Source organism: Paracoccus albus (assembly GCF_027913035.1).
GTDB classification, from domain to species: domain Bacteria; phylum Pseudomonadota; class Alphaproteobacteria; order Rhodobacterales; family Rhodobacteraceae; genus Paracoccus; species Paracoccus albus.
In genome coordinates this window covers 2487922-2507802 of the sequence record NZ_CP115775.1, presented here as the reverse complement: position 1 = coordinate 2507802, position 19881 = coordinate 2487922, and the positions used below count along the sequence as shown (strand labels likewise).

The 19881-nt window shown below is 62.1% G+C and carries 24 protein-coding genes; 12 read left to right on the top strand and 12 right to left on the bottom strand.

Annotated elements, in window-relative coordinates; all coding sequences use genetic code 11:
* Nucleotides 1-72 precede the first annotated feature (72 nt).
* The 3 genes from PAF20_RS12600 to PAF20_RS12590 are packed head-to-tail and all read left to right on the top strand — an operon-like array spanning nucleotide 73 to nucleotide 2995.
* Nucleotides 73-1599: an ArnT family glycosyltransferase gene (locus PAF20_RS12600; RefSeq protein ID WP_271070976.1), complete on the top strand. Its 1527-nt coding sequence runs from the start codon at nucleotides 73-75 to the stop codon at nucleotides 1597-1599.
* On the top strand, nucleotides 1599-2612 hold the full coding sequence (locus tag PAF20_RS12595) for a glycosyltransferase family 2 protein (RefSeq protein ID WP_271070975.1): 1014 nt from the start codon (nucleotides 1599-1601) through the stop codon (nucleotides 2610-2612). The genes PAF20_RS12600 and PAF20_RS12595 overlap by 1 nt, the downstream gene beginning before the upstream one ends.
* Entirely contained in the window at nucleotides 2606-2995 is a 390-nt protein-coding gene (locus PAF20_RS12590; protein ID WP_271070974.1) for a GtrA family protein, read from the top strand. Before PAF20_RS12595 ends, PAF20_RS12590 begins: the two co-directional genes overlap by 7 nt.
* Before the next feature lie 13 nt (nucleotides 2996-3008).
* On the opposite strand, the gene PAF20_RS12585 is transcribed toward PAF20_RS12590, so the two are convergent.
* Genes PAF20_RS12585 through PAF20_RS12565 form a run of 5 tightly spaced genes read right to left on the bottom strand, consistent with a single transcriptional unit; the run spans nucleotide 3009 to nucleotide 5590 of the window.
* Nucleotides 3009-3686, bottom strand: coding sequence for a hypothetical protein (locus tag PAF20_RS12585; RefSeq protein WP_271070973.1), 678 nt, complete (start codon nucleotides 3684-3686; stop codon nucleotides 3009-3011).
* The gene (locus tag PAF20_RS12580) at nucleotides 3683-4648 is read right to left on the bottom strand and encodes a helix-turn-helix domain-containing protein (RefSeq protein ID WP_271070972.1); all 966 of its coding nucleotides are present in this window, start codon (nucleotides 4646-4648) and stop codon (nucleotides 3683-3685) included. Before PAF20_RS12580 ends, PAF20_RS12585 begins: the two co-directional genes overlap by 4 nt.
* Entirely contained in the window at nucleotides 4645-5067 is a 423-nt protein-coding gene (locus PAF20_RS12575) for a VRR-NUC domain-containing protein (RefSeq protein ID WP_271070971.1), read from the bottom strand. The genes PAF20_RS12580 and PAF20_RS12575 overlap by 4 nt, the downstream gene beginning before the upstream one ends.
* A complete protein-coding gene (locus PAF20_RS12570) occupies nucleotides 5064-5324 on the bottom strand; it encodes a hypothetical protein (RefSeq protein ID WP_271070970.1) in 261 nt (86 codons plus the stop codon). The genes PAF20_RS12575 and PAF20_RS12570 overlap by 4 nt, the downstream gene beginning before the upstream one ends.
* Before the next feature lie 5 nt (nucleotides 5325-5329).
* Nucleotides 5330-5590 carry a helix-turn-helix transcriptional regulator gene (locus PAF20_RS12565; protein WP_271070969.1) on the bottom strand — a complete coding sequence of 87 codons (261 nt, stop codon included), beginning with the start codon at nucleotides 5588-5590 and terminating at the stop codon, nucleotides 5330-5332.
* A gap of 471 nt (nucleotides 5591-6061) precedes the next feature.
* Between PAF20_RS12565 and PAF20_RS12560 the strand changes: the two genes are divergently transcribed.
* The gene (locus tag PAF20_RS12560) at nucleotides 6062-6658 is read left to right on the top strand and encodes a hypothetical protein (protein WP_271070968.1); all 597 of its coding nucleotides are present in this window, start codon (nucleotides 6062-6064) and stop codon (nucleotides 6656-6658) included.
* Between the two features lie 27 nt (nucleotides 6659-6685).
* On the opposite strand, the gene PAF20_RS12555 is transcribed toward PAF20_RS12560, so the two are convergent.
* Nucleotides 6686-7957, bottom strand: coding sequence for a tyrosine-type recombinase/integrase (locus tag PAF20_RS12555; protein WP_271070967.1), 1272 nt, complete (start codon nucleotides 7955-7957; stop codon nucleotides 6686-6688).
* 234 nt (nucleotides 7958-8191) lie between these two features.
* Between PAF20_RS12555 and PAF20_RS12550 the strand changes: the two genes are divergently transcribed.
* From PAF20_RS12550 to PAF20_RS12530, 5 genes are all read left to right on the top strand, one after another.
* Entirely contained in the window at nucleotides 8192-8542 is a 351-nt protein-coding gene (locus tag PAF20_RS12550) for a hypothetical protein (protein WP_271070966.1), read from the top strand.
* Nucleotides 8543-8611: 69 nt separating this feature from the next.
* Entirely contained in the window at nucleotides 8612-10096 is a 1485-nt protein-coding gene (locus PAF20_RS12545; protein WP_271070965.1) for a multicopper oxidase family protein, read from the top strand.
* Nucleotides 10097-10109: 13 nt separating this feature from the next.
* On the top strand, nucleotides 10110-10724 hold the full coding sequence (locus PAF20_RS12540; protein WP_271070964.1) for a DsbA family protein: 615 nt from the start codon (nucleotides 10110-10112) through the stop codon (nucleotides 10722-10724).
* A gap of 93 nt (nucleotides 10725-10817) precedes the next feature.
* A complete protein-coding gene (locus tag PAF20_RS12535; RefSeq protein ID WP_271073329.1) occupies nucleotides 10818-11270 on the top strand; it encodes a DUF305 domain-containing protein in 453 nt (150 codons plus the stop codon).
* 54 nt (nucleotides 11271-11324) lie between these two features.
* Nucleotides 11325-11975 (top strand): L,D-transpeptidase, encoded by a 651-nt coding sequence (locus PAF20_RS12530; protein WP_271070963.1) that lies wholly within the window; start codon nucleotides 11325-11327, stop codon nucleotides 11973-11975.
* 28 nt (nucleotides 11976-12003) lie between these two features.
* On the opposite strand, the gene PAF20_RS12525 is transcribed toward PAF20_RS12530, so the two are convergent.
* From PAF20_RS12525 to PAF20_RS12505, 5 genes are all read right to left on the bottom strand, one after another.
* Complete coding sequence (locus PAF20_RS12525; RefSeq protein WP_271070962.1) at nucleotides 12004-12276, bottom strand: hypothetical protein; 273 nt, start codon at nucleotides 12274-12276, stop codon at nucleotides 12004-12006.
* Nucleotides 12277-12315: 39 nt separating this feature from the next.
* On the bottom strand, nucleotides 12316-12771 hold the full coding sequence (locus PAF20_RS12520; RefSeq protein ID WP_271070961.1) for a c-type cytochrome: 456 nt from the start codon (nucleotides 12769-12771) through the stop codon (nucleotides 12316-12318).
* A gap of 3 nt (nucleotides 12772-12774) precedes the next feature.
* Nucleotides 12775-13254 carry a DUF411 domain-containing protein gene (locus tag PAF20_RS12515; protein WP_271070960.1) on the bottom strand — a complete coding sequence of 160 codons (480 nt, stop codon included), beginning with the start codon at nucleotides 13252-13254 and terminating at the stop codon, nucleotides 12775-12777.
* Nucleotides 13255-13348: 94 nt separating this feature from the next.
* On the bottom strand, nucleotides 13349-13672 hold the full coding sequence (locus PAF20_RS12510) for a hypothetical protein (protein WP_271070959.1): 324 nt from the start codon (nucleotides 13670-13672) through the stop codon (nucleotides 13349-13351).
* A complete protein-coding gene (locus PAF20_RS12505) occupies nucleotides 13672-13953 on the bottom strand; it encodes a metal-sensitive transcriptional regulator (protein WP_101459771.1) in 282 nt (93 codons plus the stop codon). Before PAF20_RS12505 ends, PAF20_RS12510 begins: the two co-directional genes overlap by 1 nt.
* 100 nt (nucleotides 13954-14053) lie before the next feature.
* Between PAF20_RS12505 and PAF20_RS12500 the strand changes: the two genes are divergently transcribed.
* Entirely contained in the window at nucleotides 14054-16417 is a 2364-nt protein-coding gene (locus tag PAF20_RS12500; protein WP_271070958.1) for a heavy metal translocating P-type ATPase, read from the top strand.
* 459 nt (nucleotides 16418-16876) lie between these two features.
* On the opposite strand, the gene PAF20_RS12495 is transcribed toward PAF20_RS12500, so the two are convergent.
* Entirely contained in the window at nucleotides 16877-17965 is a 1089-nt protein-coding gene (locus tag PAF20_RS12495; protein ID WP_271070957.1) for a site-specific integrase, read from the bottom strand.
* A 112-nt stretch (nucleotides 17966-18077) separates the two neighbouring features.
* Between PAF20_RS12495 and dusA the strand changes: the two genes are divergently transcribed.
* Both dusA and PAF20_RS12485 read left to right on the top strand, forming a co-directional pair.
* On the top strand, nucleotides 18078-19073 hold the full coding sequence (gene dusA, locus PAF20_RS12490; RefSeq protein ID WP_271070956.1) for a tRNA dihydrouridine(20/20a) synthase DusA: 996 nt from the start codon (nucleotides 18078-18080) through the stop codon (nucleotides 19071-19073).
* Nucleotides 19070-19876, top strand: a complete 807-nt coding sequence (locus tag PAF20_RS12485; protein WP_271070955.1) for a sulfite exporter TauE/SafE family protein — start codon at nucleotides 19070-19072, stop codon at nucleotides 19874-19876. Before dusA ends, PAF20_RS12485 begins: the two co-directional genes overlap by 4 nt.
* Nucleotides 19877-19881: the final 5 nt, after the last annotated feature.

Sequence of the window (19881 nt, the reverse complement as noted above, 5' to 3'; positions counted from 1 at the left end):
ACGGCGCGGACAGGTCTCGCTTGGTAAATGGCGGCGAACACAAGCTCTCCGCCTATCAAGCAGGACCAGATAATGACAATAACCGAGGCCTATTCGGCCCAGCGGCCGGCCGCGACGCACGCCCGGCAAATTCTGCGCCCGACGCTGCAGGATATGCAGCTGGACAACACCGCACGTCGGTTCCTGCTCGCTGTTCTGACGGGATCCGGGCTTTTGCGCATTTGGGCGATGTTTGCCGTGCCTTTCACCGACACGACCGAAGCGCGCTATGCAGAAATCGCGCGCAAGATGGTCGAGACCGGAAACTGGCTGACGCCGCAATTCGACTATGGCGTGCCCTTTTGGGGTAAGCCGCCGCTACATACCTGGCTGTCGGCGAGCGGGATGCAGTTGTTTGGCGTGAATGAAGCCGCCGCGCGCCTGCCAATCCTGCTGACGGCGCTGGCTGTGCTGTTTCTCGTCTGGCTCTGGGTGCGCGATAACGTTGGGCGAAACACCGCACTGGTCGCGACTGTCGTACTGGCAACGATGGCGATGTTCTTTGGCGCATCCGCCTTTGTGATGACCGACATGCCGATGGTCCTTGGCACGACACTGGTCATGGTCGGGTTCTGGCAGGCGGTCAGCGGGGCAGGCAGCCGCTGGGGCTATGCCGTTTTCCTGGGGCTGGCGATCGGAATGCTTGCCAAGGGTCCGGTGGCCGTGGTCCTTTGTGCCATCCCGCTGACGCTTTGGCTGGCATTGACGCGGAACTGGCACCTGTTGCGTCAGCTTCTGTGGAAACGGCGCATAACGATGCTGATGGTGCTGGTGGTGCCTTGGTATGTCGCCGCCGAAATTGCCACGCCCGGTTTCCTGCACTATTTCCTGATTGGCGAGCACATTCAGCGCTTCCTGACCCCCGGCTGGCAAGGCGATCTTTACGGGTCCGGGCATAAGGAAGCAAAGGGAATGATCTGGCTGTTCTGGCTGATGGCGGCTTTGCCTTGGAGCTTGGTTCCGGCCTTGTTGCTGACCCGTCCCGGCGAGACCCTCACGACCGTCCGACAAGATCGCTCTGGCTGGCTGATCTATCTGCTGCTTTGGGCTGTGTCGCCGCTTTTGCTGTTCACACCGGCATCCAACATCCTTGCCGCCTATGTTCTACCGGGCCTGCCTGCCGCCGCCGTTCTGCTGGTCACGCTGTTCGCAAAAGTAATCGGGCCTCAGCCGAGCCGTGTGGCGCGCGCAGTGTTTGCCATCGCGACATCGGCGATCTTCGCGGTTTTCCTCTTGCTGACTTCGGCCGCCATTTTTGCACCGCAACAGATCCGGCTGAAAACGGACAGGGGACTGGTCGCCGCCGCCAATACGGCGTTGTCCGGCGCACCGCTTTATACCGTTGGCGGGCGCAGCTACTCGGCCGAGTTTTATTCGGAGGGTAAGGCGCAGGCGATTGAGATCGACGACCTGGCCCGACTGTCCGCCGACAGCACACCGGCCGCGTTCTCTGTACCACCGGGCTTGGCGCCAGAGGCCACGGCATTGGGACTTGAAAACCTGGGTGAATATGGACGGCACGTCCTGTTCGTAACCCCTGCCGCAGGCGAGGTGAAATGATGAGTCGCATGCAGAATATCACCCGCGAAACGGCAAACACCATGCCACGGGCAATCGACCTCGGACCGACGGCGCCGGATCTGTCCTTCGTCATACCCGCCTTCAACGAGGCGGAGAATATTGCGGAAACACTGAACCGGGTGTCGCGCAAGGCGCGCAGGCTTGCTCCGCAGTCTGAAATTCTGGTGGTCGATGATGGCAGTACCGATGCCACCCTTGAACTGGTTCAGTCTGGCCATTGGGGCGTGCCGGTCCGCGTGTTGCGCCTGTCGCGCAATTTCGGAAAAGAGCAGGCGATCATGGCCGGGCTGCGGCATGCGGCGGGCAGGGCTGTTGTGATCCTCGATGCCGACCTGCAAGAGCCCCTGCGCTATGTCGACACGATGCTGGAAAAATACCGCGAAGGCTATGAGATCGTCTATGCGGTCCGCGCCCATCGCGACGACGAAAGCTGGCTGAAACGCCGCTGCACCGCCGCCTTCTACCGCTTCCTGAACATCGGCAGCGAGGTGCCCATGCCCGCCGGTGCACGCGATTTCCGGCTGATGGACCGCAAGGTCGTCGATGCACTTTGTGCCCTGCCAGAGAGCAACCGCTTCATGAAGGGGCTTTATGCCTGGGTCGGCTTCCGCTCGCTTGCGATCCCGGTCGAATTGCAGCCGCGCGGTGGGGGCAGCACCAAATTCGGCTTCCGCCGTTTGCTGAAACTTGGGATGACCGGGCTGACCGCCTTCACCGACTGGCCTCTGCGCATGTGGACCGGGATCGGCATGGTCCTGGCCTCGCTGTCGATCCTATATGGGCTATTCCTGGCCAGTCGCACCCTGTTTCTGGGCCATGACGTGCCGGGCTGGTCGACACTGGCGGTGGCAATCTTCTTTTTCAGCGGCATCCAGCTGATGTCCATCGGTGTGCTGGGCGAATATCTGGCGCGCGTTTTCAGCGAAGTCAAAGGTCGCCCCGGCTATTTGATTGCCGAAGATGTCACCATTGCCGGGATGCCCGAATGTTAGGCGCCGCCGCGCGTTTCGTCCTTACCGGAGGGGCGGCGACGCTGGTGCATCTGGCCGTCGCGATCATGCTGATCCGGCTTGGCGTTGCACCGCTGATCGGCAATTCTGCAGCCTTCGCTACCGCATTCATGGTCAGCTTCTGGGGGCATCACCTGTTCACCTTCGCCGGGCATGGTGTGGATGCGCAAAACTCGCTATCCCGCTTTGCTATTGTTGCAGTCCTTGGGTTCATCGCCAATGAGTCGGGCCTTGCGCTGTTGTTGAAGCTTGCAACGACACCGGCGGAGCTGGCTCTGCTCTTCTCGACCTTGCTCGCTGCGGTGTTCACATTTTTCCTGTCGCGATACTGGGCCTTCAAACCTGATCCTTCGCCAACGCCGTGATGGTTCAGGGTCATCATACACGGCCGCTGGCTTGCCAGGGCTCTCGTTTTGGGAGGGTATCCGTTACTTCGATATTGCGCAGCATGCCGCCCGCGATCAGCCCGTCCCGCACCCAGCGCAGGGCCCGCCACCACTGCGCGTAGTGGCGACGCGCGGCGGCGATCTGGTCCGGATGCGGCGAGAAGGTAACTGGGCAGGCGCGGAGTTCGACCGTCCGCCATTTGCCGCGCGACAGCACCCGGGTCGTGCCGACTGGGATGGTGATCGAGCGTTCGCCGTGCTGGTTGCGCTTCATCTCGACCGGGACACAGCGTGGAACGGCGCCGGGCATCCAGTCAGGGGTCAAGCCGGCGCGGGCCAGTTCGGCGATGCGGATCGCCATGCGCAAGCCACCGAGCGAGGTCGGCAAGCCTGCGACACAGGCCGCGACGACCTCGGCATCCTCGTGCGTCGAACTGTCCGGCTTGTACCGCCCGCCGTCGATGCGACAGCCCAGTGCGGCGCGCTGCATCAGCACGTATTCGAGGCCGAAGCCCAGACCTTCGCCGCGTTCGGGGTCGGGAGGCTCTGGCAGGTCCAGCCGGGCTTTCTCGATGCGAAAAGCCCATTCCAAGGCCTGCTGGGCGCCCAGCGCGCGGCGGGTGCGGGTGGATTGACCACCTTTGGTCGGGAAGCTGGGATGAACCGTCAAAGCACACCCCGCATTCTCAGCCGTTCCGGCGTGACCAGCCCTCGCTCCAGCATGGCATTGCGCACCGTGTTCGAGATTGCGTTGGAGGGCAGGTAGCCGTCGCCGTTGACCATGCTGGCATAGAAACCCGCGATCTCGTCCATACTGGCGCGAGGTGCGTCGGCTGGCTTGCCGCCGCGCTTCCGGCGCTTGTCGCCGTCAGCGAGCTTCCCGGCCTCGGCGCTCCTTGCCGCCCGTTCCATCGCCCTGTCCAGCGCCCTCGGCCCGTCCGGCGGATTGGGATGGGCGCTGCGGCTGTCCCGGGCCACGGCGACGATCCGATCCTCGGTCAGCCCGAGATCGGTGATCCAGCGGCGGACATGTTCGCGAGGTGGCCAGCCCTGCCACCAGCCCGGAAGGCCGGCATCGGTGTCGAAACCGAGGGCGTCGAGCAAGTTTGCGAAAAGCTCTTCAAATCGATCATCGCGCGCCCGCGCGTCCTCCTCCTCCTTTACTGGTTCCCTTAAAGGTTCTCTTACAGGGTTAGTCTCCGAATTTCGGAGATGGAAACCGGCCAAATTCGGAGATGGCTTTGGCGATTTTTCGGAGATGGCTCCATCTCTGGAATCCGGACATGGATCGTCGCTGCCATCACCATCCTCGGGCTCGGAATCGCTGTTGTCGCCATCGCCTGAAGGATCCGGAAACCGGTCCTCGAAGCCGAGGATGTATCGGGTTGCCTGACGCCGATGCGTCTGTGGATCGTGGCATCGAACCCGGTGGATCAGCCGCGCCTCTTCCAGCGTCCGGAGATGATCGTTCAGCGATGACACCGACATCTCGCAGTCTGCGGCCAATCGCACTTGCGTCGGGAAGCAGCCGAAATCGGGATTGTGGCGGTCGCAGAGATGCCAGAGCACGATCTTGGTGGCGGGCTTCAGGCCACGCTGCAGGATCGCCCAGTTGGTCGCGAAATGGCTCATGCGCAGGCCCTCCGGGACGCCGAGGCGCTCGGCCGTTGACGTTTGTTCAGCGCCTGCACCCTGGTTGTGATGCCGTGATCGGCCAAGGCGCCCAGCGCGTCCTCGACCGAGCGGACAAGCGCCCAGCCGAAGCTTTGGGCCTTCGCCATGTCGCGGAACGCCTTCTGGGCGGGGCTAAGACGGCCAGAGGGGCTCTTCACTTCGAGAAACAACACCTGACCGCCGGTCAGGACGATCAGGTCGGCGAAGCCCGGGAATACGCCCATGCCGGTCAGGATCGCCTGGCGCTGGCGTGCGGGTTTGCTGCCCGATCCGACCTCATTGGCGGAATGGTGGATGATGGCATCGCGGGGCAGGACGATCCGCAATGTGTGGACAATGGCGCGCTGGATATCGGCCTCTGGCGTGCGGCGGGTCATGCGTCACCACGTTTCGCTTTGCGGTTCGACACGGCGATCAGCAGACCGGCAAGGGCCAAGGCCTCGCGGCGTTCCTGATCTTCGGGGCTGTGCGCGGCGATGGCGCGGCAGGCCAGGATGATCAGGCTGTCCGGGTGATGGACGAAATCGGCGACAATGCCCCGGGCCTCAGAGAGGCGCTGGGCGGGCCAGTCCGGCGGGCAGGCAGTATCGGTCGCAGAGCTATGATCGATAGCGGCATCGGGAATCTGGGTCATAGCGTTCATTTCCGCCCCCGCACCTTGCTGGCGGACTTCTCTGCGACCCGCGGCATTTCCTGCGACTGCAACCAGTCCTGCACAACGCTCATTCGGTAAAAGATCTTGCGACCGGCACGGACACAGGCCGGGCCTTTCCGGCGGCGCTCCCAGCGCCCCAGCGTATCGACCGTCAGGCCAAGTTCCTGCGCAAGATCGTATCGGCTGATCCAGCCGCGCAGCAGGCGCGGTTCAATTGCCGGTTCCGCACTCATGGGTTGTGTCATGCTCTTGCCTCCATCTTGCATCGCCCGGACCGGGCCGCTGACGGGGAGAAGAACAATCACATAAAAAGGCCCGGCAGGGAGGCGGAAGGTGGCGTAACCTCCCGGAGGTTATGCCACCCCATGTTTTGCTGGGTTTGGCGATGCGGATGCATTGCGAGACAGGCTGTCAAGAGGCAAAATCCGGCGACCGGCAGAACCGGTTCTGCCGGTTGCCGGTGACAGATTCAGCCTTTGTTGGGGCTGGAACATGTCAAGAACAAAGACTCGGTTATCCCCAGTGAAATCGTCTGGACAAGTCTCGCTCTGGTGGTGAAGAAGTCGGCCAATCACGCCGGATGCGGTCGAGCGACGCGAGCCTTTTCAAGGCCCGTGCTCGGGAAAGCTGTGTCTGCGCGCGAGAGGACTGAGGCAAGGCGCTTTGCGGCCGGAAGAAGGACAGCCCAGCGCCTAAGAGCAGGGAGAGGAAAGAAGATGGGATTGCCGCAACGCACGTTTTTCACGGTTCAGGAGGTCGCGATCAGATGGGATTGCAGCCTCGATGATCTGGCGGGGTGGGCTGTCGCAGGAAAGCCGGAAATCGTCATGGCGATCGAGCCGATCCAGCAGAACGGAACGATCCTGTCAGGGCTGGTCGTGGTGCCCGTGGTCGATATCCTCAGCATGTTCCGGCGCTGGGCCAGCGGGCCGCAACGCCGCGTGATCCGACGGTTTCGGCCGGTTGGCACGAAGGATTGGATAATGATCGCGGATCCCGAGGATTACATTACTGTCGAACTGTCCGACCTGCTGATCCTTGTCAGCGAGGTTTATGAATTCGAGATTGCCCATGGTCTCGCCAAGCGCGCAACAGACCCCGGCGGAGCGCCATCGCGCTATGACTGGGAAGGGCTGTATATTTCCCAGATGGTCCGTTTGCACGAAGATGGTTTGCCAGCAACGCAGGGTGAATGGGTTGCGGAAGTTCAGGACTGGTTCGCAAAGACCTCTCCGGGTCGCGAGATACCTGATGAGAGTACGATCCGAAGGCGACTGACCCCGATCTGGCGGGCGCTGCGGGAAACCCGATAGCGCCCCTTGCGAGAAGCCGACTATTGGTCAGGCGCTTTTGCGCGCCTGATCATCTTGCGCCCCGGCATCATGCACCAGCACCGGCTTCGGCCGGAAGGCGCTGGCCACGGCATCGACGCCAGCACGCAGGGGTGAATCCATCAAATGGGCATAGCGTGCAGTGGTCTGCGTCTGGCTGTGACCCAAGAGCTTTCCGATCATTTCCAGTGACGCACCGCCACTGACCAGTAGCGAGGCGAAGGTGTGGCGCAAGTCGTGAATGCGGACATCGGGAATGTTCACCTGCTTCTGGATCTGATGCCAGAAGCGGCGGATTTCCTTCACAGGCTGGCCCGGCACATCGCCGGGAAACAGGAACGGACAGCCGCGCGGCACCAGCAACTGGCGCTGGCGGACGATTGCGGCTGCCTCGTCCGAGATCGGCAGACGATGAATCTTCCGCTGCTTGGTCATGCTGGCAGGCTTCGACCAGCTGAGATGTTCGAGATTGAAATGCTCGAACCTTGCCTGCCGGACTTCGCCGACGCGCGCCCCTGTCAGCATGCAGAGCCGGATGATATCGGCAGCCCGCCGATCCTCGGCCGCGTCCAGCGCGGCGGCAAGTTTTCGGATTTCCTCTTGGCTCAGAAACCGTTCGCGCGGGTTCTCGATCCGGCGGCGAAATCCCGAGGCCGGGTTATCCTCGCGCCAACCCCAGCTTTGCGCATAGGTGAACATCTTGCGGAGCACCTCGCCGACGCGGTTGGCGCGCACCGGCGTGGGCTTCGATCCCTGCAGCTTGCGGACGCGGTTGTTGGGCTTGGCCTTGTGCGGTCGGGAACGACCCTCGGCGATGCGGTTCAGCAGCTTTTCCACGTCATAGGGTGTGATCTCGGTCACCAGCCGGTTGTTCCACTCGGGTCCAACCAGCTTTGACAGCATGGAGCGCTGATCCGAGGCATTGGTCTTCGCCAGATTGGGCAGATGCACTTCGGCATAGCGGTCGACCAGATCCCTGAACCGGGGCGCGTCCCGTCCGTCCTCTTTCGCGCCCAGCGGATCGCCACCGGCATCGATGTCGCGCCGCAGATCCTTCGCCCGTTCCCGCGCCGCTGCCGTCGACCATTCCGGCCAGCGCCCCAGCGTCATCCGCCGCTGTCGCCCTGCATGGCGATAATCCAGCGTGAAGGCGCGGTTGCCGGAGCGATAGATGCAGATGGCAAATCCCCGCACCTCGCTGTCGAAGATCTGGTAGTCCCGGCCCGGTTCCGGCACCGCCTCCCGCACCGATTTTTCGTTCAGTCTCAATCGCTTCACCATGCCCAGCGCCTCCTTCTTGCATCCCACATGAGGCTCAGCCTCACGCGCATGGCAAGTCATACATCGCCGGTCGGACCGGCAGGGAGGCGGAAGGTGGCAGAACCTCGGGGGAGGGCTGCCGGTCAATGGCTTTGAAGGGAGAAACCTACACCCTCTGTTGATTAAACCGTGAATTGCAACGAGAGCCTGTCCTGCTTATTGTCAAGCTAGTTTCATCGGTTCCAACTCAACCACATGATGTGCCGCGCGATATATTCTCTGCTTGTTGTCCTGCTCGTGTTCGCGGGCGTGACGCAGCATGGGCAAAGTGCTGGCACAGCCGGACTGTCGGCCGATCACGTTGTCGCTTCGATCAGCCATCCCGGTGACAAAGGCGGGCATGAGCACGGCTCTCCGGGGGAAACCTCTCGGCACGATATGACCGATGCCTGTGCGATTGTATGTGTCGGCACACCTACGCCCTGGCTTGCTGCCGCGCAACTTGCGCCTGTTGAGACAGAGCATTCGCTGAAATGGCACTCTATATCGGTGACACGTGAGGGCCTTCTGGTCGGCCCCGGATACCGCCCTCCGAAATCCATCTGAACACTTGCTTGCCGCACCTTTCATGGTGCCGAACATGGTTCGCCCTACGGGGCCTGATGGATTATTCATATGACTTGCACACTGAATCGCCGCGGCTTTCTGACCGCATCCGCTGCCATGGCCGCAGCTTTTGCCATCCCGCGCGCGGGCTTTGCTCAGCCAGCCGCGCTGGCATTGCAGGCAACTACGCGCACGCTTGACATCGATGGCCGCGCCGCCACGGTTTTCGGGCTGATCAACGGCAACGGAACACCCGGGCTTATTCTGGATCCGGGCCAGCGTTTCCTGCTGGACCTGACCAATGATCTGACCGAGCCGACGATCATTCATTGGCATGGACAGATCCCGCCGAACGCGCAGGACGGCGTTCCCGATATGCCGATGCCGCTGCTGAAGCCAGGAGAGACGCGTGCCTATGATTTTGAGGCCGCAGCAGGCACGCACTGGATGCACAGCCATGTGCCCATTCAGGAGATGCAGTTGCTGGCCGCACCCCTGATCGTCCGCCGCCCTGAGGATCTGCGAGTTGATCGGCAAGAGGTCACCATGTTCCTGCATGATTTTTCCTTCCGCCCGCCGGAAGAGGTGCTGGACGAAATCCGCTCGGGAAAGGGGCATGACGAGGCCGCCGAAGCCGAAATATCGCAACCAGCCGGTCATGACATGGGGAGCGGTATGGCCATGAATGGGATGTCGGAAATGAGCGGCATGTCCATGCCCGGTATGGCCGGGATGCAGATGGACCTGAACGACTTCGATTTCGATGCCTATCTGGTGAATGACCGCACCTTGGGCGACCCGGAAGTTGTGCGGGTAGAAAAGGGTGGCCGGGTCCTGCTGCGGGTCATCAACGGGGCTGCTGCCACGGTGTTCTGGCTCGATAGCGGCGAGGTTTCGGGTCGGCTTGTCGCTGTGGATGGCCAGCCGGTGCAGCCCTTGCCAGGAACGCGCTTTGGTCTGGCCATGGGGCAGCGCCTGGATATCGAAATTGACCTGCCCGCAGGCGGCGGCGCGTGGCCAATCCTTGCGCTGCGCGAGGGGGCGCATGAACGAACCGGCCTGATCCTTGCGACCGCTGGCGCCATCGTGCCGGTCATTCTCGGAATGGCCGACGATGCGGCACCTGCATTCGATATTGACCTTGCGCAGGAAGCCGCCTTGCGGGCCGTTGCTCCGCTGACGGAACGAGTTGCCGATGCATCACCCATGGTGATGCTGGGTGGGCAGATGCAGCCCTATCGCTGGACCATCAATGACCGCGTGTTCGAGGAACGCGTGCCCGTCGCGGCTAAGTCGGGTCAGCGGGTCGAGATCATGTTCCACAACATGTCGATGATGGGTCATCCCATGCATCTGCATGGCCATCATTTCCAAGTCGTCGCGATCAATGGCAGGCGGTTTTCCGGTGCATTGCGCGACACGGTCTATGTGCCGCCCATGTCGATGGTCACGGTGGCGCTGAATGCGGGCGAGGCGGCGGAATGGATGCTGCATTGTCACCACATGCCGCATCTTGCCAGCGGCATGATGACGACGTTCGCGGTCTCGGCGTGAAGGGAGTGACATGATGTTTCAGCGACGCATGATCCTGACCCTGGCCCTTACCGCACCGGCGATGGCCATCGCACCGCGCCTATCTTGGGCTGGTCATTCGCTTCCACCCGAATTCCGCAGGCAGCTTGAGCACGACGCGAATGCACCGATCTTCGGTAATCCAGACGGCGACGCATCTCTGATCGAGTTCTTCGACTATAACTGCCAATTCTGCCGAGCGATGATGCCGGTGGTGGATGCCGTGTTAGGAGCCGATTCCGGCTTGCGGATGGTGATGCGGGAATGGCCGGTCTTCGGCGATGGTTCGGTTTTCGCGGCCCGCGCGGCGCTGGCGTCGCGCAAGCAGGACCGCTACGCCGACTTTCATCGCGCCCTGATGGGGCAGAAACCCCGGGCTGAAAAGGCCGGTGTCCTGCGTGTTGCGCGATCTATAGGGCTGAACACCCAGCAATTACAGCGCGACATGGACAGCCCGGAGATTGCTCAGCATATCCAGCAGTCCAATGGGCTGGCCGAGGCGATGGGTTTGGCCGGCACACCAACCTTTATAGCCGGATCAGATTCGCGCTTTGGAGCGATTTCATCGTCGGATCTGGCCGAACTGGTCGCGGCCTCGCGCCGGAACTGACAAATTTCACGAAAGGATAATGCGATGAATCATTCTGATCGAGACAAGAGCCACGGAAGCATGAGCGGTGGAAGCTATGGCCGCTTTGCCGCGATGATCGTCACCTCCACGGTGATTATGTTCGGGCTGATGTATCTGAATACCTGGGCGATGGACCATGTCTTTTTCAGTCAGACCCGGATGTGGATGGCGCTGTATATGGGCGGCGCCATGGCGCTGATCATGCTGGCCTTCATGCTGGGCATGTATCGCAACCAACGCGCCAACATGATCGTCGCGGGCCTGTCAATTCTGGCATTTGCCTTTGGCCTGTTTCTGGTCCGGAGTCAGGCGACGGTCGACGACACCGCGTGGATGAAGGCAATGATCCCGCATCATTCGATCGCCATTCTGACATCCACCCGCGCCAATATCTCGGATCCTCGCGTGCGGGCGCTGGCGGACAGCATCATCGAGGCCCAGACGCTGGAAATCGCCGAGATGAAGGCGCTGATCGCCGATCTGGAAGGCGGACCTGCGGCGACGCCAGAGGTAGATGGGCGCTGAACTCGCTTCATTTACCACTTTCTCTCAAGTTAGAAATAAATCAGGAGCAATCACATGCTGACACGCAGACATTTCATTCGGACGACAACCGCCCTGTTCTCGGCTGCCGCTGCCAATCCGCTAATGGCATCGACCTGGCCCGACGCGACGCAGAAGGCCGCCTGGGATGCCGAGGTGGAAGCCGGTGGCCCCAATCCCTGGGGTCTGCATCCGCGCTTCCTGCCGCAGCGGATCGTCGCGAATGCTGGTCTGGTGCCGGGCGATATTCATGTCGATGCCGTGGCAAGATACCTTTACCACATCGAAGAGGGTGGCACGGCGATGCGCTACGGCGTCGCTATCGGCCGGGGCGATCTGTATGAGCCGGGCACCTATACGATCAAGCGCAAGGTCGAATGGCCGCACTGGACCCCGACACGGAACATGATCGAGCGCGAGCCCGAGATCTATGCGCAATTTGAGGGTGGCGTCGAGCCCGGCCCCCAGAACGCGCTGGGTTCGCGCGCGCTTTACCTCTACCTCGGCGACCGCGATACCTATCTGCGCATTCACGGTACGCCGTTTCCGACCTCGATCGGCAGCCGCGCCAGTTCCGGCTGCGTCCGCATGGTCATGGCCCATATCAACGGGCTCTACCCGCGGGTCCAGATCGGTTCGACCGCCTATCTCTATTCACCGGAGGGCAGCGTGACAGCGATAAGCTAGTCTGCTGCCCTCCGGCGATCCTGATGGGTCAGACCGGTTTTGCGTTGCAGATTTGGTTGCCATTCGCGGCCCGCAGCGGCACCAGCGTCGTTTCGACCGGACCTGCGTGGTAGTACCAATAGCAGTCATCCGCCGGGTCGAGGCGCGCCGTGGTCAGGTCCTGGTTAGGGCCGGCAATGGCGACGACCTCGTTCGGGATCGGATAGGGCGAGGCTTCCTCGGCGGCGATATCGGGCCTCTGGGCTGCGCATCCGGCGAGGATGAGAAGCGTCAGGGCGATTGCGGCGGTTCTTATCTGCATTGGGAAACTCCTCGGCTATGGTGGTGACGCGCCGGGAGGTCATGGCGCGCTGTCGTTGGTGATGCGGCTCTGGATCGCGCGCTCGCGTTCCGGCCAGGTGGATTTGATAAAAGCCAGAACGGCGGTAATCTCGGCATCGCTCATGAAATCAGAAAAGCCGGGCATGTCGCTTTCATAGCCATCGCCGACCACGGCGGCGGTGCCGTCGCGGATGATGCGTTCCAGAAGCGCGTCGGCATGATGCCATGTGTGGCCGGTCTCGTCATGCGGTGGCGCCGGATAGCGGCCATTGTCCAGCGGAATCTTCCAGTCCGGCTGGCCCTCCAGATCGGCGCCGTGGCATGTGGCGCAGTTGTCGGCGTAGAGCCGCTGGCCGAGCGCGATGACGGCCTGATCATGCGTGGATGGTTCAGTGGCCCCGCTGCCGCGCCATAGTATCAGGATCGCAGCGGCCAGACCGGCCGCTGCGACGAGGATGAGTGCGTAGCGCGTCATCTGCTACCCGTCCAGCGGAAAGGCGCGCCCATCGCCGGCAATGCCGCCCCAGGCGATGACCTCGGCGGTGGCCTCGACCTCGCCGCCCATTCCCGGCGATCCGGCGGGCATCCCCGGCACGGCGATACCGGTAATATCGGGGCGCTGTTCCAGAAGCTGCCTGATGGCCGCGAAGGGCACATGGCCCTCGACGATATAGCCGCCAATCCGGGTCGTGTGGCAGGACCACAGGTTTTCGGGCACAGCGGCGTCACGCTTCATGCCGACATAATCGCTGGTTTCGGTCGTCTCGACCTCGAACCCCGCCTCGATGGCCAGATCGGCCCAGGCGCCGCAGCAGCCGCAGCCGGGGTCCTTGGTGATGCTCAGCAGGTTCGGCTTTTCGTCCGAGCCGGTGGCGGCAAAGGCAAGGGTAGAGGTTGTCGACAGCATCGCCGCGACCGCCAGGATCGCCCCGCGACGCGAGAAATTGGGATTGCTCATATCTGATGTCCTTCAGTATATTGCGCGCCGTAGGGGCATTCGCCCCTCTCCTGGCGCAATTGATCAGCTTGCAGGCCCATCGGGCCAGGTGGCGTCAGAGAGCAGCGGATCGCGGAGGGGGCAGCGGCAAGCGCGGCCTGGCGGACTTCATGTCATGCAGCGGGGGAATGTGCCGGATTCGGCGTGGCAAGCGGGCCGCGTTCGGCGTGACTTCGGAATGGCCGATGGCGGCACAGGCCGCACAGTCGCCATGCGGAGAATCCGGCTGCGGGGTGCAGCATTCATGCGCGGCTGGCGAGAGGGATGTTTCGACCTTCGAGGTCGTCGGCGATGCTTCCGCCGAGGCTGCGCCGGTCAGCGCCAATGGCATCGTCACCGCCAGCATGACGGCAAGCAGGGCCGACAGCAGCAACCGCATCAGTCGCGCACCTTTTCCATCAGCTCGACGACCTCGCGGAACATCACCCGCTGTCGGTCCTGATCGCCGGATTGGATCGCGTCCTCCATGCAGCTGCGCGCGTGATCCTCGATCAGCAGGCGTTCGACCCCGCGCAGTGCGGATCGGATGGCGGCGGTCTGGTTCAGGATATCGACGCAATAGCGCCCGTCCTCGACCATGCGCGACACGCCCTGCACCTGACCGTTCAGGCGGGAAAGCCGCTTCAGGATCGCGTCTCGGTTCTGCTTGTCATGCGCCAAGGAGGGCTCCGATCTTCAACAACTGCGGCTTGTGCTATACCCTCAAGGGGTATAGAGCAAGTCTGATATACCCCCTACAGGTATCTACCGGGAGAGAGTCATGGACCACAAGCACGATCATTCGCACGGGCATCACGATCACGGGACACACGGCGGCGCACCGGCACAGGCTGATCCCGGCAAGGCCATCGACCCGGTTTGCGGCATGCAGGTGACGATCAAGCCAGAGGCCCGTCAGCGCGACTATGAGGGACAGACCTTCTATTTCTGCTCGGACGGTTGCCAGTCGAAGTTCGACGGCGATCCGTGGTTCTACGCCTCGGGCGCGGCGGTCAAGGTCGAAAAATCCGCCCCGGCAGGCACGCAGTGGACCTGCCCGATGCATCCCGAGATCGTCCGAGACGAACCTGGCGCCTGCCCGATCTGCGGCATGGCCTTGGAGCCGATGATTCCCTCGGACGAACCCAGCCACGAACTGACCGATTTCACCCGCAGGCTCTGGGTCAGCGTGGCTGCCGCCGTGCCGCTGTTGATCCTGACCATGGGCGAGATGGTGGGCATTCCGGTCCGCGACTGGATCGGGCACCGCACCGCCGTCTGGCTGGAATTCCTGCTGGCCACGCCCATCGTGCTCTGGGCGGCGCGGCCCTTCTTTCAGCGCGGGCTGGATTCCTTCAAAAACCGCTCGCCGAACATGTGGACGCTGATATCGCTGGGGGTGGGGGCGGCCTATACCTATTCGCTGTTCGCGACCTTTCTGCCCGGCATCTTCCCCGAGGAATACCGCATTGGCGAAACCGTCGGCACCTATTACGAGGCCGCCGTGGTCATCGTGGCCCTGGTCTTTGTCGGGCAGGTGCTGGAATTGCGGGCGCGGGAACGCACCGGCGATGCGATCCGGGCGCTGATGGATCTCGCGCCCAAGACCGCCCGGCGCATCCTGCCCGATGGCACGGAATACGATGCGCCGCTGGAAAACATCGTGGCGGGGGACCTCTTGCGCGTGCGCCCCGGCGACAGCGTGCCGGTCGATGGCGAGGTGGCCGAGGGGCGGTCTTCCGTCGATGAAAGCATGATCACGGGCGAGCCGGTCCCGGTCGAAAAGGTGCAGGGCGACCGCGTGACCGGCGGCACGATCAACAAGAACGGCACGCTGGCGATCCGCGCCACCGATGTCGGCGCCGATACGGTGCTGTCGCAGATCGTCCAGATGGTCGCCGGGGCGCGGCGGTCCAAGGCGCCGATTCAGGGGCTGGCCGACCGGGTCTCGGCGATCTTCGTGCCTGTGGTGGTGGTCATCGCCATCGCGGCCTTTTTCGTCTGGCTGATCTTCGGCCCCAGCCCGTCCTATGTCTTCGCCATCGCCTCGGCGGTTTCTGTGCTGATCATCGCCTGTCCCTGTGCGCTTGGGCTGGCAACGCCGATTTCCATCACCACGGCGGCGGGGCGCGGTGCGCAGGCCGGCGTGCTGGTCAAGAATGCCGAGGCGCTGGAACTGATGGCCGAGGTCGACACCCTGATCGTCGACAAGACCGGCACGCTGACCGAAGGCAAGCCCGCGCTGACCGATGTGACCAGCTTCGGCGATGTGCCCGAGGATGAGTTGCTGGCCGCCGCCGCCGCGCTGGAACGCGCATCCGAACACCCGCTGGCCGAGGCGATCGTCGAGGGTGCCAAGGCGCGTGGGCTGAGGCTTGGCAATGGCGAGGAATTCGAGGCCATCACCGGCAAGGGGGTGATTGGCAAGGTTGATGGACGCGATGTGGCGCTTGGCAATAACGCGCTGATGACGTCGCTTGGCATCGACTGCGACACGGGCGAGGACACTGCCGACCGCCTGCGCGGTGAGGGCAAGACTGCGATGTTCGTCGCGCTGGATGGCAGGCTGGCGGGTCTGGTCGCCGTGGCAGATCCGATCAAGCCCACCGCCGAGGCGGCGATCCGCGAGTTGCACGATCTGGGCATCAAGGTGATCATGGCAACCGGCGACAATGAACGCACGGCGCAGGCCGTGGCCAACCGGTTGGGCATCGACGAGGTCCGCGCCGGAATGCTGCCTGAGGGCAAGAAGGACCTGATCGATGGGCTGCGCAGCAAGGGGAGCAAGGTCGCCATGGCCGGCGACGGGGTGAATGATGCCCCTGCGCTTGCGGCTGCGGATGTGGGCATTGCCATGGGCACCGGGGCGGATGTGGCGGTGGAAAGCGCCGGGTTGACCCTCTTGGGCGGCGACCTGACCGGCATCGTCCGCGCCCGCAAGCTCGCCGTGGCCACCATGCGCAATATCCGACAGAACCTGTTCTTTGCTTTCATCTACAACGCCGCGGGCATCCCGGTGGCGGCCGGGCTGCTCTATCCGGTCTTTGGCCTGCTGCTATCGCCGATGATCGCGGCGGCGGCCATGTCGCTGTCCTCGGTCTCGGTCATCGCCAATGCGCTGCGGCTGAAACGGGTGAAGCTATAGGGTTGAGGAAGCGGCGTGTGGGTTTGAAATTTCGGTTTCAGCCCGATCAGGGTAGTCCAAAACAGATGACGCGGCTTTCCATCAGGGCGACGACATTAAGACGACCGTTGTCAATGTGAGTTTTTTCTCAGCGAGCCCTCTCTTGCTGGCAACGCATGGGTCGCACTTTTGTTGGCGGACTTACGATGCTGGAAAAATCATCTACCTCAACGCCACCTCAACCCTTGGCTGCAGTTTTCGTGCAGGTTGTTCCGTCGGATGTCGCTCAATGCAGTTGAGCGTCGACATGGAAATCGCAATAAATCAAACGGTTGTCACCTAAGGCGCTGAAATCGCTAGATTTCGCAATTTTCCCTCTGATCGGCTCATAACCTGAAGGTCGCAGGTTCAAATCCTGCCCCCGCACTCAATATCCGGGCCAGTCCCGGCTTATGCAGTTATGGTCTTGTCCAAGTGAATTTATTCTGCAGCGAAGTTACGCAAGGGGTTGGGCGCACGTACCGCGATGATTTGGTGCAGAGTTTCGGGACGAATATGCGTGTAGCGGCGAAGCATCTTCCAGTCTTTGTGCCCGGTCACCAGCGCGACCTGCTCGATGGCGAGACCCATCTCGAAAAGCCGACTTGTTGCTTCATGCCGCAGGTCGTGGAAATGGAGGTCCTTGATGTCGGCTTCAGTACAGGCGCGACGGAACGCGGTTCCGACAGAGCGAGAATTATAAGGAAAGATCGGCCCCTTTACTCGCCCTGACTGCTTGGCCTGCGCCATCACAAGAGCCCAGGCATCAAACCCTGTTGCTGCAAAGAGCGGAATCCGCTGGTCGTTGCCCGACTTATTGCGCGGGTCCTTTCGGTCCTTGATAAAAAGCATATGCCGGTCAACATCGAGGTCTGCCCATTCGACCCGGCAGATTTCGTCGAGCCGCATGGCCGTGGCGATAGCGAATTGAACCAATCGCGTCATTGGCAAGGTGAGGCGCTCATTTGCGTCGAAGCAATCGAAGAGACGCTTCAACTCAGCATGACTTGGGCGCCGATCCCGCTCGATTCCCTTTCCAATCAGCCCCAAGCGTTTTAGTGCGACCCGCGCGAGGTCGACAGGCTCGGGCGAGGTTTCGAGGCCATGAACCGCCGCCGCATGGGTCAGGATCATCTTGATGACGCCGATGTCGATCCCAAGCGTGACTGGCCCTGCACCCTGATCTGCTCGCTTACGACCGTACTCGATCAGCATTTGCCGGTCGAGTCGACCGATCTTCTCATTGCCCAGATCGCGTTTGAGAGCCGCAAGTGTTGCAGCCTTGCTTCGGCGCGGAGATTTCCCTACCTCGCACATATCGGCTATATGCAGATTGATCAGGTCACCGAAGGTCTGTACGCGAGCAATCGAGGAAGTGTTCGGTGCCAGTCCCTGATCGACGCGGGTCTCCGCTTGGCGTGCCCAACGATGGGCGTCGTCACGGCGAAGAAAGGTCTCGCTTGCGTAGCGGCCCTTTCGTCTGATCTGGACCCGGTATGCGCCAGAGGGAAGTTTGGTGATGGAGGCCATGTTCGTGTGCGCTCTGTGTGCAATGAGTCGTCGTAAAGGGGCGAATTAGGGGATATCAGGGCGTAGTCCGGCGTAGAGCGAGGTCTGCTAACAAATTGATGATACGTTAAAAATGCAAATAAATCAACATGCTATGCTAAGTGTGGCGCCGATGATGGATTGGACGGATCGTTATTGCCGTGGCTTTCACCGCTGCCTGACGCGGCGGGCGCTACTGTATACAGAGATGGTCACCGCACCGGCGATCATTCACGGTCCGCGCGCGCGGCTGTTGCGCAAGGATGGTGCGGAACATCCGGTTGCACTTCAGATCGGCGGCTCTGACCCGGAGGAGTTGCGGCAGGCCACGGCTTTGGCCGCGCCGTTCGGCTATGACGAGATCAACCTGAATGTCGGCTGCCCATCGGACCGGGTGCAGTCCGGCTGCTTTGGTGCCATTCTGATGAAAACACCCGGCCTTGTGGCGGATTGCGTTCGCGCCATGATCGCTGAAAGCCCGGTAGAGGTAACGGTGAAATGCCGTATCGGCGTTGACGATCAGGACCCTGAAGTTGTCTTGCCCGACTTTCTTGCCCGGATGCGGGATGCCGGTGTGCGCCGTGTGACCATTCATGCCCGCAAGGCGTGGCTTGAAGGGCTGAGCCCCAAGGATAACCGCGAAATTCCGCCTCTGGACTATCCACTCGTTCATCGGATGAAGGCGCAGTTTCCGGACATGCACCTGTCCATCAACGGCGGTGTGACGCCTGACACGGCCGAAGCGCAGCTGAAACTCATGGATGGTGTCATGATCGGTCGTGCTGCCTATCACCAGCCTTGGGATTCCCTTGGTGCCGCCGACAGGTTCTGGAACGAGCGCCCGCCTTTCGCCGATCCTGTGGATGCTGCGTTGGCGATGCGCGCGCGCGTCGCTGTCTGGTTGGATGAGGGTGCACGGATCCATCAGATCAGCCGCCACATGTTGGGGCTGTTCCACGCCCGTCCCGGCGCAAGACTGTGGCGCAGGGCCCTCAGTGAGGGCGCATCGAAGGCAACAACCCCTGCGCAGGGACTTGCACTTTACGACGCGGCATTGGATCAGGTCCGCAACGCGATGGAGGCCGCATGACCGATCTGATCCTACCCGCACTGACCCTTGCCCTGGTGGGTGCGTTCGCCGGAGTTCTGGCGGGTTTGCTGGGTGTCGGTGGCGGCATCGTGCTGGTGCCCGCCTTTTTTTATCTGTTCAGCGCGGCGGGCTATGGTTCCGACGATCTTATGCAGATCTGCCTGGCGACGTCACTTGCGACGATCATTGTCACATCGGCCCGCTCGGTCATGGCCCATAACCGCAAAGGCGCCGTCGACTGGCCCATCCTGAAAGCATGGGCGCCCGGTATTGCCATCGGCGCCGCGATTGGCGTGCTTATGGTCTCTGCATTGCGAACGCAGACCTTGCAGGTGATCTTCGGCGTTCTGGTCGTTGTGATCGCTGTGTATATGATGTTTGGCCGCGCCAGCTGGCGCTTGGCTGATGAGATGCCGCAGGGCCCGGTCAAATATGTGATGGCTGTGCTGACCGGTTTCGTCTCGGTTCTGCTGGGCATTGGCGGCGGCTCTATCGGGGTGCCGATCATGACGCTGCACGGGCGGCCCATACACCGTGCCGTGGCGACAGCGGCGGGGTTTGGCGGGCTGATTGCCTTGCCCTCGGCCCTGCTGTTCCTCCTGACCCCAACCGAGAATGCGCCGCCCGGCACCATCGGTGCCGTTAATATTCCGGCCTTCCTGATTGTCATTGTGATGACAACCATTACGGCACCACTCGGCGCGAGCCTTGCTCACAGGCTGGATGCGAAGATGCTGAAGAAGTTCTTTGCCTTCTTCCTGATGCTTGTTGCCCTGAATATGCTGCGCAAGTCGCTTTTCTGAAGGAA

Excerpts from the sequence above, each read along its gene's own strand:
- PAF20_RS12600 (WP_271070976.1), top strand. The coding sequence starts at position 73 with ATGACAATAACCGAGGCCTATTCGGCCCAGCGGCCGGCCGCGACGCAC.
- PAF20_RS12595 (WP_271070975.1), top strand. The coding sequence starts at position 1,599 with ATGAGTCGCATGCAGAATATCACCCGCGAAACGGCAAACACCATGCCA.
- PAF20_RS12590 (WP_271070974.1), top strand. The coding sequence starts at position 2,606 with ATGTTAGGCGCCGCCGCGCGTTTCGTCCTTACCGGAGGGGCGGCGACG.
- PAF20_RS12580 (WP_271070972.1), bottom strand. The coding sequence starts at position 4,648 with ATGAGCCATTTCGCGACCAACTGGGCGATCCTGCAGCGTGGCCTGAAG.
- PAF20_RS12575 (WP_271070971.1), bottom strand. The coding sequence starts at position 5,067 with ATGACCCGCCGCACGCCAGAGGCCGATATCCAGCGCGCCATTGTCCAC.
- PAF20_RS12570 (WP_271070970.1), bottom strand. The coding sequence starts at position 5,324 with ATGACCCAGATTCCCGATGCCGCTATCGATCATAGCTCTGCGACCGAT.
- PAF20_RS12565 (WP_271070969.1), bottom strand. The coding sequence starts at position 5,590 with ATGACACAACCCATGAGTGCGGAACCGGCAATTGAACCGCGCCTGCTG.
- PAF20_RS12560 (WP_271070968.1), top strand. The coding sequence starts at position 6,062 with ATGGGATTGCCGCAACGCACGTTTTTCACGGTTCAGGAGGTCGCGATC.
- PAF20_RS12555 (WP_271070967.1), bottom strand. The coding sequence starts at position 7,957 with ATGGTGAAGCGATTGAGACTGAACGAAAAATCGGTGCGGGAGGCGGTG.
- PAF20_RS12550 (WP_271070966.1), top strand. The coding sequence starts at position 8,192 with ATGATGTGCCGCGCGATATATTCTCTGCTTGTTGTCCTGCTCGTGTTC.
- PAF20_RS12545 (WP_271070965.1), top strand. The coding sequence starts at position 8,612 with ATGACTTGCACACTGAATCGCCGCGGCTTTCTGACCGCATCCGCTGCC.
- PAF20_RS12540 (WP_271070964.1), top strand. The coding sequence starts at position 10,110 with ATGTTTCAGCGACGCATGATCCTGACCCTGGCCCTTACCGCACCGGCG.
- PAF20_RS12535 (WP_271073329.1), top strand. The coding sequence starts at position 10,818 with ATGATCGTCACCTCCACGGTGATTATGTTCGGGCTGATGTATCTGAAT.
- PAF20_RS12530 (WP_271070963.1), top strand. The coding sequence starts at position 11,325 with ATGCTGACACGCAGACATTTCATTCGGACGACAACCGCCCTGTTCTCG.
- PAF20_RS12525 (WP_271070962.1), bottom strand. The coding sequence starts at position 12,276 with ATGCAGATAAGAACCGCCGCAATCGCCCTGACGCTTCTCATCCTCGCC.
- PAF20_RS12520 (WP_271070961.1), bottom strand. The coding sequence starts at position 12,771 with ATGACGCGCTACGCACTCATCCTCGTCGCAGCGGCCGGTCTGGCCGCT.
- PAF20_RS12515 (WP_271070960.1), bottom strand. The coding sequence starts at position 13,254 with ATGAGCAATCCCAATTTCTCGCGTCGCGGGGCGATCCTGGCGGTCGCG.
- PAF20_RS12510 (WP_271070959.1), bottom strand. The coding sequence starts at position 13,672 with ATGCGGTTGCTGCTGTCGGCCCTGCTTGCCGTCATGCTGGCGGTGACG.
- PAF20_RS12500 (WP_271070958.1), top strand. The coding sequence starts at position 14,054 with ATGGACCACAAGCACGATCATTCGCACGGGCATCACGATCACGGGACA.
- PAF20_RS12495 (WP_271070957.1), bottom strand. The coding sequence starts at position 17,965 with ATGGCCTCCATCACCAAACTTCCCTCTGGCGCATACCGGGTCCAGATC.
- dusA (WP_271070956.1), top strand. The coding sequence starts at position 18,078 with ATGCAAATAAATCAACATGCTATGCTAAGTGTGGCGCCGATGATGGAT.
- PAF20_RS12485 (WP_271070955.1), top strand. The coding sequence starts at position 19,070 with ATGACCGATCTGATCCTACCCGCACTGACCCTTGCCCTGGTGGGTGCG.